The 10,705-nt window shown below is 68.2% G+C and carries 7 protein-coding genes and 2 pseudogenes; 5 read left to right on the top strand and 4 right to left on the bottom strand.

Going from position 1 to position 10,705, the window contains the following annotated elements; genetic code table 11:
• From polA to VGN50_RS05290, 4 genes are all read right to left on the bottom strand, one after another.
• Positions 1 to 2,468, bottom strand: a 2,468-nt coding sequence (gene polA / locus VGN50_RS05305; protein WP_327443642.1) for a DNA polymerase I, incomplete at its 3' end; no start/stop codon positions are given.
• 96 nt (positions 2,469 to 2,564) lie between these two features.
• Positions 2,565 to 3,149 carry a GNAT family N-acetyltransferase gene (locus VGN50_RS05300; protein ID WP_327443641.1) on the bottom strand — a complete coding sequence of 195 codons (585 nt, stop codon included), beginning with the start codon at positions 3,147 to 3,149 and terminating at the stop codon, positions 2,565 to 2,567.
• 148 nt (positions 3,150 to 3,297) lie between these two features.
• Positions 3,298 to 3,849: a GNAT family N-acetyltransferase gene (locus tag VGN50_RS05295; protein WP_327443640.1), complete on the bottom strand. Its 552-nt coding sequence runs from the start codon at positions 3,847 to 3,849 to the stop codon at positions 3,298 to 3,300.
• A gap of 3 nt (positions 3,850 to 3,852) precedes the next feature.
• A complete protein-coding gene (locus VGN50_RS05290) occupies positions 3,853 to 4,527 on the bottom strand; it encodes an ANTAR domain-containing response regulator (protein ID WP_414694567.1) in 675 nt (224 codons plus the stop codon).
• Positions 4,528 to 4,924: 397 nt separating this feature from the next.
• Here VGN50_RS05290 and VGN50_RS05285 point away from each other — a divergent pair, with 397 nt between their 5' ends.
• From VGN50_RS05285 to VGN50_RS05270, 5 genes and pseudogenes are all read left to right on the top strand, one after another.
• Positions 4,925 to 6,439: an MFS transporter gene (locus VGN50_RS05285; protein WP_327443638.1), complete on the top strand. Its 1,515-nt coding sequence runs from the start codon at positions 4,925 to 4,927 to the stop codon at positions 6,437 to 6,439.
• A gap of 101 nt (positions 6,440 to 6,540) precedes the next feature.
• Complete coding sequence (locus tag VGN50_RS05280) at positions 6,541 to 6,990, top strand: hypothetical protein (protein WP_327443637.1); 450 nt, start codon at positions 6,541 to 6,543, stop codon at positions 6,988 to 6,990.
• A 119-nt stretch (positions 6,991 to 7,109) separates the two neighbouring features.
• Positions 7,110 to 9,590 carry an excinuclease ABC subunit UvrA gene (gene uvrA / locus VGN50_RS05275; protein ID WP_327443636.1) on the top strand — a complete coding sequence of 827 codons (2,481 nt, stop codon included), beginning with the start codon at positions 7,110 to 7,112 and terminating at the stop codon, positions 9,588 to 9,590.
• 118 nt (positions 9,591 to 9,708) lie between these two features.
• Positions 9,709 to 9,795 (top strand): annotated as a pseudogene (locus VGN50_RS13165) (DUF2510 domain-containing protein); the annotation flags it as partial.
• Between the two features lie 96 nt (positions 9,796 to 9,891).
• Positions 9,892 to 10,705, top strand: a pseudogene (locus tag VGN50_RS05270) (hypothetical protein); the annotation flags it as partial.

The following is a 10,705-nucleotide window of genomic DNA, read 5'->3' as shown; positions in this document are numbered from 1 at the left end:
CGCAGCATCGCGATCTTGATGATGTCGGCGGCGGAGCCCTGGATGGGCGCGTTGAGGGCCATGCGCTCAGCCATCTCGCGCCGCTGCCGGTTGTCCGAGGTCAGGTCGGGCAGATAGCGACGACGACCGAGCATGGTCTGGGTGTAGCCGGTCCCCCGCGCCTCGGCGACGACCGAGGCGAGGTAGTCCTTCACCCCGCCGAAGCGCGCGAAGTACTCGTCCATCAGGCCCTGGGCCTCACCTGTCGAGATGGTCAGCTGCTTGGACAGCCCGAAGGCCGAGAGTCCGTAGGCGAGGCCGTAGGACATCGCCTTCACCTTGGAGCGCATGGCAGACGTGACGTCGGCAGGCTCGACCGAGAAGACCCTCGACCCGACGAACCGGTGCAGGTCCTCGCCGGATCGGAACGCCTCGATGAGCCCCTCGTCGCCGGACAGGTGCGCCATGATGCGCATCTCGATCTGGCTGTAGTCGGCGGACATCAGCGACTCGAAGCCGTCGCCGACGATGAACACCTCGCGGATGCGACGGCCTGCATCGGTGCGGATGGGGATGTTCTGGAGGTTGGGGTCGGTGGACGACAGCCGGCCCGTGGCGGCGATGGTCTGCTGGTAGGTGGTGTGGATGCGCCCGTCGTCGGACACGGACTTGAGCAGGCCCTCGACCGTGACCCGCAGACGAGCCGCGTCACGGTGCCGCAGCAGCGCCTCGAGGAACGGGTGCTCCGTCTTGGTGTAGAGGTCGGTGAGCGCATCGGCGTCGGTGGTGTAGCCGGTCTTCGTGCGGCGCGTCTTGGGCAGCCCGAGCGTCTCGAACAGCACGACCTGGAGCTGCTTGGGCGAGCCCAGGTTGATCTGGTCTCCACCGATCGCGTCGTAGGCGTCCTCCTGGGCCTCGCGGACTGCTGCCGCGAAGTCCTTCTCGAGCTCGGTCATCACGTCCACGTCGGCGGCGATGCCCGTGCGCTCCATGTCGGCGAGCACGCGTTCCAAGGGGAGCTCGAGGTCGTGCTGGAGGGCCGTCCCCCCGGTGGCCTCGAGCTGCTCGGCGAGTGACCCGGCCAGGTCCAGCACGGCGCGCGCCCGGACCATGGCGTCCTGGGCGCCGGCCTCGCCCTCGTCGCCGAACTCAAGCAGGCCCTGCCCCGTCGGCTCCTGCTCGGCCCGCAGCTCGCGGCCCAGGTGCCGCAGCACGAGGTCGGCCAGGTCGTAGGAGCGCTGGTCGGGCCGCACGAGGTAGGCCGCCAGCGCGGTGTCGGTCACGAGCCCGTGCAGGGTCCACCCCCGCGCCTCGAGGGCGAGGGTCGGACCCTTGGCGTCGTGCATCACCTTGGGTCGGCTCGCGTCGGCGAGCCACGCTGCGACGGCGGCGTCCGCGGCGGGGTCGAGCTGGGTGACATCGAGGTATGCCGCCGCGCCACCGTCCGTCGCGAGCGCCAGGGCGGTGACGTCGCCGGTGCCGCGTCCCCAGCGCCCGACGAGGTGGACGCCGACGCGCGTCCCGGCGGCGGCGTGCTCGTCCAGCCACCCGGACACCTCGCTGGAGGTGAGCACCTCGCCCTCCAGCTCGAAACCGTGGTCGGCCTCCTCCTGAGGCGCCTGGAGGTACTCGAAGAGCCGGTCGCGCAGCACCCGGAACTCCAGGCTGTCGAAGACGGCGTGGACCAGCTCGCGGTCCCAGTTCTGGCGTTCGAGGTCGGCGATGGTCACGGGGAGATCGAGGTCGCGCACCAGCTGGTTGAGGCGGCGGTTGCGCAGCACGCTGTCGAGGTGCTCGCGCAGGGACTCGCCCGCCTTGCCCTTGATCTCGTCGACATGGGCGACGAGGCCGGTGAGGTCGCCGTAGAGGCCCAGCCACTTGGCAGCGGTCTTGGGACCGACGCCCGGCACCCCCGGCAGGTTGTCGGAGGTCTCGCCGACGAGGGCCGCCAGGTCGGAGTAACGCTCGGGTGCCACGCCGTACTTGGCCTCGACTGCGGCTGGGGTCATCCGGGCCAGCTCGGACACGCCCTTGACGGGGTAGAGGACCGTGCTGGCGTCCGTGACGAGCTGGAACGAGTCGCGGTCACCCGAGCAGATGAGGACCTCGAGGTCCTCGGCGAGCGCGTTGGTCGTCAGCGTGGCGATGACGTCGTCGGCCTCGAACCCGTCAACCTCGACGTAACGGATCTTGAGCGCGTCGAGGACCTCGTGGAGCAGCGAGATCTGACCCTGGAACTCGGAGGGGGTGGCCGAACGGCCGGCCTTGTAGTCGGAGTAGACCTCGGTGCGGAAGGTCTGGCGGGACACGTCGAAAGCCACCGCGATATGGGTCGGCTGCTCGTCTCGCAGCACGTTGATGAGCATGGAGGTGAAGCCGTAGACCGCGTTGGTGTGCTGCCCGGTGCTGGTGGAGAAGTTCTCTGCCGGGAGCGCGAAGAACGCGCGGTAGGCCAGGGAATGACCGTCGAGGAGGAGAAGTCGGCTCACGCGTTGCAGCCTATTGCCAGCCACCCACAGCGCCGCCTGCGGTCCCGATCCGGGCGGTGGCGCGGGCTGAGCCGGAAGGCCGCCGGGTCAGAGGGGTCAGCCGGCGAGGCGGTTGCCCGCCGCGGCCGTCGCGCGCGCACGCAGCGAGCGCCGACGGTGCAGAAGCTGCTCGAGCGAGTGGTGACGGGGCTCGTCGGCCCCGAGCCGGCGGCGTAGAGCCGCGACGGTCGTGATGCGACGGACCACCTGGGAGGAGAAGCCCAGGCGGGCGAAGAAGCGGTTGGCCTCGCGGTTGGGAGCGGGCACGTTGCAGCCGATCTGCTCGCAGCCGCGCGAGTCGGCATACAGGGTCACCGCACTCATGAGGTGCCGCGCCACCCCGTGGCGACGCGCGTCGGGGGACACATAGAGCTGGTCGATGGTGACGCAGGGAGCGTCGGTCAGCGCGGAGAAGGGGCTCGTCGCGGCGATGCTGAAGCCGACCGGACGCCCGTCGTGAAGCGCGATGTAGGCGCGCACGTCGTCCCTATGCAACGCGGTGGTGACCCGCCCCTCCGCGGCCGCCCGGGCGACGACATCGGGGCTCACGCCCGCCTCGACCCGGGAGGCTGCCCACAGCTCGACGAACGAGCCCTCGTGCTCCTCCGACACCTGCCTGACGCTGATCGCGGGACGGCTCACCGGTCTCCTCCATCATGGTCGCGCTGCTGTTCACCTGTGCAGACGGCTCCCCCAACGGCCGCAGCCGCCCCGAAGGGCAACCGAGAAAGGACTCTAGGCCCATTCGAAGGGCCTCGTGAAGGGTTCTCTAGGAACTCCCTCAGGGCACTCACAGCGAAGCCTGCTCATCGTCGAGCCGCCGCTCGTACACGAAGTCGTCCTCGTACCGCTCACCCACGAGGAACCGCTTCGTTCCCACCCTGGTGAACCCGCTCTTGGCGTAGAACCGCTGAGCCCGCTCGTTGAGCTGGTTGACGCCCAGCCAGACGCCGGCCGCGCCCCGCCGGCTCGCCCGGGCGAGGGCCTCAGCCATGAGCTCAGCGGCCGCTCCCGTGCCGTGACTGCGCGGCAGGACGTAGATCTTGCTCAGCTCGACGGCCGGGAGCCGGGTCAGGGCGGAACGGACGTCATCGTCGGTGGGCTCCCGCGCGACGACCATGGCGTAGCCCAACGGCCCTGCCTCGTCCTCGGCCAGAAGAAGGTCGCGCAGGTCGTCGGTGAGGTACTCCTCGAAGCACTGCTCGGACAGCACCGTCCGGATGAAGGTCTCCACGGACTCCTCGGTGACATGCGGCGGGCAGGCCAGCGCGAACGTGGCTGCCGCGACCTCGGCCAGAACCGGCGCATCCGCGACCGTGGCCGGACGGACCGACACGGGCATCGCTCAGGCCTTGTCCATGCCGTTGATCACCGCGTCGGCGACCTCGCGCATGCCGAGCCGCCGGTCCATCGCCGTCTTCTGGATCCACCGGAACGCCTCGGCCTCGCTGACCTTGAGCTTTTTCATGAGGATGCCCTTCGCGCGGTCGACAGCCTTGCGCGTCTCCAGTCGCTCCCCGAGGTCGGCGACCTCGCGCTCCAGCGCGGTGTACTCGGTCCAGCGGTGCCGGGCGATGTCGATGGCAGGACCCAGGTCGGCTGCCGTGAACGGCTTGACGATGTAGGCCATCACACCAGCGTCGCGAGCGCGCTCGACGAGCTCGGTCTGGCTGAAGGCCGTCAGCATCACGACCGGGCAGATCTTGGCCGCGCCGATCTCCTCGGCCGCCGTGATGCCATCCATCACCGGCATCTTGACGTCCATGATGACCAGGTCCGGGGTCAGAGCCTTGGCCATGTCGACGGCCTGCTCACCGTTGCTGGCCTGACCGACCACGTCATAACCGGCCTCGGTCAGCATCTCGGCCAGGTCCAGGCGGATGAGCGCCTCGTCCTCGGCCACCAGGATGCGGGTGCCGGTCTTGGGGGTCGCCGGCGCTGGGGCCTGAACGGGTTCCGGCAGGTCGGACGGCGGGGAGGACGGCGCCTGCGTCGGCGCCGTCGGCTTGGTCTCGCTCACGTGGCCAGCCTAAAGGACTCAGGTGAACACCACGTTGCCGCGGTGACCAGTACTCACGTGCCGGTCGAGCTGGGGTCTGGCGACGACCGAGCAGCTCAGGGGTGAGAGACCCACCGGATGCACGTGCAGCCGCCGGGAGCCGGTGTCGGCCGTCGGCCGGCCACTCTCCGAAGTAATGCAAAACACACTCCTCGGAGTAATGAGGGACACATTCCCGGTACGATTAGGAACCTGCCCAGGACTAATGTAACGTTGCGGCGGCTTTTGCTGGATTCACTCCTGGAAATGATGGAAGAGAGCCATCTTCTGTGGGAACGGATCTCGACTAGAGGAGCGCCAAGATGCCAAAGCACGAACGTTCTAGCGACTTGAGTACTGGTTCAGGGGCGCTGTAGACATGGCAAGGGAACCCCTCCTGAGGCGTCGTTTGCAGGTTTCACATATCAACGTCGTCGACCGGCCCAAGCTGAAAATGGCCCTGGGCGGGACCATTGTCGGCAACACCATGGAATGGTACGACGTCGGCGTATTCGGATATCTGATCACCACCATGGGCCCGGTCTTCCTGCCGGAAGCCGACAGATCCGTCCAGAACCTGTTCCTGCTGGGAACCTTTGGCGCCACCTTTATCGCCCGCCCCCTAGGTGGCGTGTACTTCGGCTGGCTTGGTGACAAGATCGGCCGGCAGAAGGTTCTCGCCATGACGCTGATCATCATGGCTGCGGCGACTTTGGTCGTGGGGCTGCTCCCGGGCTACTCGACGTTGGGTATCTGGGCAGCAGTACTGCTGGTCGTCACCAAGCTCGTGCAGGGATTCTCCACGGGCGGCGAGTATGCAGGCGCCACCACCTTCGTCAGCGAGCATGCTCCAGACAAGCGCCGTGGCTTCTTCGCCAGCTTCCTGGACATGGGCAGCTATCTGGGATTTGCGATCGGTGCCGGGCTGGTGTCCGTCCTGCAGCTGATCCTGGGCCAGCCTGCCATGGAGGCTTGGGGTTGGCGCGTGCCCTTCCTGCTCGCCGGACCCCTCGGTTTGATCGCCATCTACTTCCGCATGAAGATCGAGGAATCGCCCGCCTTCCAAGCAACCCTGGATGCGGAGTCGACAGCGACCCCGAGCTCCCAGTCCGACCAGGGCGCGGCCGCGATGGGCCCGGTCGGAATCTTCAAGGCGTACTGGCCCAGGATTCTGCTGGCCATGGTTCTCGTGGCCGCGGCCAATACGGTGGGCTATGCGCTCACGTCCTACATGCCCACTTACCTCACCAGCAACAAGGGATATGACGAGCTCCACGGGACTCTGCTGACCATTCCCGTTCTGATCGTCATGGCATTGTGCATCCCGTTGACCGGACATCTTTCCGATATCGTCGGGCGCCGTCCCGTGCTCTGGATAGGGGCTATCAGCACGGTCGTGCTTTCCCTGCCCGCATTCCTGCTGATTGGAATAGGAGGCATCTGGTCGACGCTTCTCGGTCTGGCTTTGATCGCCTTCCCCGTCACGTTCTATGTGGCCAACCTCGCGTCCGCGCTGCCGGCCCTGTTCCCGACGGCCCATCGCTACGGGGCCATGGGCATCGCGTACAACTTCGCGGTGGCAATCTTCGGAGGTACGACCCCGTTCATCATTGCGGCTCTGATCAAGGCAACAGGCAACGAACTGATGCCGGCCTACTACCTGATGGCCACCTCGGCGATCAGCGCAGTCACCATCTTCTTCCTCCCGGAGTCCGCTCGGCGACACCTCCCAGGATCAATGCCCAGCGTGCAGTCAGAAGCTGCAGCCCGCGAGCTGGTGGCAACCCAGGACGAGAATCCCATGTTGGATATGAACGAGCTTCCCTTCGACAGCACCTTTGAACCCCCCACACAGTCCGACGCAGATCGATCGGCGATGCAAACGCAGACCTGAGGCCCGCGACCGACCAACGCGTGGCTGGGGGTTCTGCCGCAGGCGGGGTCTGGTGGTCCTGGGCCGGTTCGATGTCGGCCCTCAGTCGTAGCGTCAACGCCATGACTGACTGGCCCGCCATCACGGACGCGATCGGGCTCACCTTGGGTGGCGATCAACCGCGGGGACGCGACGCGTTGTTGGCCTGTTGGGGAGCCACTGCGCAGCACGACCATGCCCAACGGTGCGTGCTGGCGCACTACCTGGCCGACCAGCAGTCTTCGCTCGCCGAGGAGGTGGCCTGGGACGAAGTGGCCTTGTCCGAGTATGCGCATGTGGTCGACGAGGATCTTGCGTCAGTGGGGATCACGTCGGCCGCCACCTTGGCGCCCAGCCTGCATCTGAACCTTGGTGACGGGTATCTGCGACAAGGCCGGGTAGGCGAGGCGAAGGCCCAACTAGCGGCGGGTATGCAAGCTGGGAGCTCGCTTCCCATCGACGGATACGGAGCTCTCGTCCGCTCTGGCCTGGAGCGCCTCCAGAAGCGCGTTCAGGAGGCTCATTTCTCCTGAGCAGAACACGCACCTCTGCCGCAGACGCGATCAGCCGGCAGAGAGCAAAGGGTGCGCGAAGCGGCGCTTCGCCGTGCGCCAGTTGTGCGCAGTCGCTTTGCAGCGGCTAGACAGGGGGTGTGCCCCACGACCCGAACGATCCCTTCGTCCATGTCCGCGGAGCGAGCGAGCACAACCTCAAGAATGTCGATGTCGACCTGCCACGTGACGCGATGGTGGCCTTCACCGGGGTCTCCGGGTCCGGTAAGTCATCGCTGGCCTTCGGCACTCTCTACGCGGAGGCCCAGCGCCGCTACTTCGAGTCGGTCGCTCCCTACGCCCGTCGGTTGGTGCAGCAGATGGGCGTGCCTCACGTGCAGGAGATCACCGGGCTGCCGCCTGCGGTGGCGTTGCAGCAGCGCCGCGGCGCCCCGAGCTCACGCTCCAGCGTGGGCACTCTCACGACCTTGTCGAACCTCCTCCGGATGCTCTACTCACGCGCCGGCACCTACCCCGCCGGCGCACCCCACCTGCCGGCAGAGGCCTTCTCGCCGAATACCGTGGCCGGCGCCTGTCCACGGTGCCACGGCCTCGGGGAGGAGCACGACGTCAGCGAGGAGCTGATGGTGCCGGACCCCTCCCTGAGCATCCGCGAGGGCGCGATCGCTGCGTGGCCCGGCGCCTGGCAGGGCGCGAACCTGCGCAGCATCGTGTCCGGCCTCGGCATCGACGTCGACGCCCCCTGGCGGTCCCTCAAGGCGAAGGACCGACGCTGGCTGCTGTTCACCGACGAGCAGCCGAAGGTGTTGATCAAGCCCGAGCGTGACCGCGTCGACTACGGCTACCACGGCAAGTTCTGGAGCGCCCGCGCCCACGTCCACCACGTTCTGGCCACCTCGAAGAGCCCGATGATGCGGGAGAAGGCGATGCGCTTCATACGCAGCGTCCCGTGCCCGGACTGCGCGGGGACCGGGCTGCGCCCCGACTCCCTGAAGGTGACGTTCCGCGGCCTCACCATCGCTGAGGTGAACGCGCTGTCGTTCGCCTCACTGGTCGGCTTCCTGCGGCCGGTGGCCGAGGTGTCCGAGGCGGCCGCGGCGACGACGACGGCCGATTCGGGCGAGGCCAGCGAGGTAGCGGTGCGGCTGTGCACCGACCTCCTCGACCGTGTCCAGGTCCTGCTCGACCTCGGACTGGGCTACCTCTCGCTGGGGCGCCGCTCCACGACGCTGTCGCCGGGCGAGGCTCAGCGTCTGCGCATCGCCACGCAGCTGCGTTCGGGGCTGTTCGGGGTGGTGTACGTCCTCGACGAGCCCTCAGCAGGGCTGCACCCGGCGGACGCCGCGCCGCTGCTCGATGTCCTCGAGACGCTCAAGGGCTCGGGCAACTCGCTGTTCGTCGTCGAGCACGACCTCGATATCGTGCGTCGAGCCGACTGGGTGATCGACATCGGCCCAGGCGCCGGCGAGAACGGTGGGCGCGTCCTGTACTCCGGGCCGGTCGCGGGCCTGGAACAGGTGACGGACTCGGCGACGGGGGCACACCTGTTCGGCCGGGTGGGGGCACCGCCGCGCCCCCAGCGCGTTGCACAAGGGTGGCTGCACCTGCGCGGGGTCAGCCGGCACAACCTCGAGGACCTCTCGGTGGACGTACCGCTGTGCGTCATGACGGCAGTGACGGGGGTTTCGGGCTCCGGCAAGTCGACCCTGGTCACCCAGGTGCTGGCCGAGCTGGTACGCCGTCACCTCGGGCAGGCCCCCGACGAATCCGAGGACAGCGAGCTCGAGATCGACGTCGACGACGTCACCGGGCTGGAGTCCTTCGACCGGCTCGTGCGCGTGGACCAGCGCCCCATCGGCCGCACTCCGCGCTCCAACCTGGCGACCTACACGGGCCTGTTCGACGCCGTGCGCAAGGTGTATGCCGCGACGCCGGCAGCCCGCGAACGCGGCTACGGCGCGGGTCGCTTCTCTTTCAACGTAGCCGAGGGGCGGTGCGAAACGTGCCAGGGGGAAGGCTTCGTCACGGTCGAGCTGCTCTTCCTGCCCGGCACCTATGCACCCTGCCCGACCTGTCACGGGGCCCGCTACAAGGCAGAGACCCTCGAGATCGAGTACCGCGGCAAGAACATCGCCGAGGTGCTGGCACTGTCGGTCGATGAGGCTTCCGACTTCCTGGCTGAGGTGCCGGCGGCTGCGCGCAGCCTGACCACACTCCGTGAGGTCGGGTTGGGTTACCTGCGCCTGGGTCAGCCCGCCACCGAGCTCAGCGGTGGGGAGGCCCAACGGATCAAGCTGGCAACCGAGCTGCAGCGCGCGCGTCGAGGGCACGCGCTCTATCTGCTCGACGAGCCGACGGCAGGGCTGCACCCCGCCGACATCGCTCTGCTGTTGCGACAGCTGCACAGGTTGGTGGACGCCGGCAACACCGTGGTGTTGGTCGAGCACGATCTCGACACGATCATCAGCGCTGACTGGGTCATCGACCTGGGTCCACGCGGCGGGGACGAGGGCGGTCGGGTGGTGGCCACGGGCACCCCGGAAGAGGTCGCCGGGGCCGAGGACAGCACCACCGCGGCATACCTGGCCGCCCGCCTCGCGTCCCATGGCGCGAACGGGTAAGTCAGCGACACGCGAACCTGGGGCCATCGTCCAACCGGCGCATTCTGCTCAAAACTCCCGCGGGATGCCCCATCGCGCGCGTAGCGTGCTGTGATCATCATTCGAGGGAGCCGTCGTCGTGAGCAGTCCCGCTGGTTGGTACCCGCAGTCCGAGGGTGGACTGCGGTACTGGGACGGCCAACAGTGGACCGACCACTTCGCTGCCGGCGGTCCCCCGAGCACGGGCGCGGGCACTGGCAGTGAGGCGTCCCATGGAGGTCGACCGGTGCAGCAGGGTGTTGGGGCCACCGCACGAGGTCGTGTGCTTGGCGCGGCCGGCTGGGGTGGCCTGACCCTCGCCGTCCTGGTCGGTGCGGCGAGCAGCGGCGTCAGTGGCGCCGCGATCATGTTCGCCACGTTCGCGCTGGTTGTCGCCCTGGTCAGTCTGGTGCGGGGCCGCGTCGACTGGGCGCATCTACGAAGCCGGGGCGCAGGAACGGTGGCGTTGGGGGCGTCGCTGCTTGCCTTCACCCTCGGCGCCGTGGCCGCGCCCGCACCGGCCCCCACGTCAATCACCTCGACAGCCGCCTCGGGCCCTTCATCCCCGGCCGCCAGCCAACCGGCTTCGCCGACAACCACCGCCACGACGAGTGCGCCGAGACCGTCAGCTAGCCCCGCCACCACGAAGGCGGCGCGACCGTCGGCCACGGCGCGCCCTCCCGCTACGCGAGTCGTCCCCGCGGCTGGCGGTGACATCATCGACGCGGCCGGTGCGGTCCTGCCGAACTCCGCCCGGACCCCGGGTGCGACCAATGCCTCGGTCACCCAGGCCAACATCGCCAGCACCATCTGCGTGGCCGGCTGGACCGCCACCGTGCGCCCACCGTCCTCGGTGACGACCAGGCTCAAGATCGAGCAGCTCGCCACTGGCTACGCCTACAGAGGCGACACCGCGGCCGGCGACTACGAGGAAGACCACCTGATTTCCCTCGAGCTCGGCGGCTCCCCGACCGCTGCAGCGAACCTATGGCCCGAGCCCTACAACACAGCCGAAGGCGCCCGTGTCAAGGATCGCGTCGAGAACAGGCTCCACACCCTGGTCTGCAACCACAGCATCAGCCTGGCCACAGCCCAGA

Origin of the sequence: Pedococcus sp. (assembly GCF_036000045.1) — a bacterium.
In the GTDB taxonomy this organism is placed as follows: Bacteria; Actinomycetota; Actinomycetes; order Actinomycetales; family Dermatophilaceae; genus Pedococcus.
The sequence above is the reverse complement of the archived record's forward strand: the minus strand, read 5'-3'. Positions and strand labels throughout refer to the sequence as shown.

Coding starts and splice junctions, on each gene's coding strand:
- VGN50_RS05295 (WP_327443640.1), bottom strand. CDS start 3,849: ATGCCCGTGTCGGTCCGTCCGGCCACGGTCGCGGATGCGCCGGTTCTG.
- VGN50_RS05285 (WP_327443638.1), top strand. CDS start 4,925: ATGGCAAGGGAACCCCTCCTGAGGCGTCGTTTGCAGGTTTCACATATC.
- VGN50_RS05280 (WP_327443637.1), top strand. CDS start 6,541: ATGACTGACTGGCCCGCCATCACGGACGCGATCGGGCTCACCTTGGGT.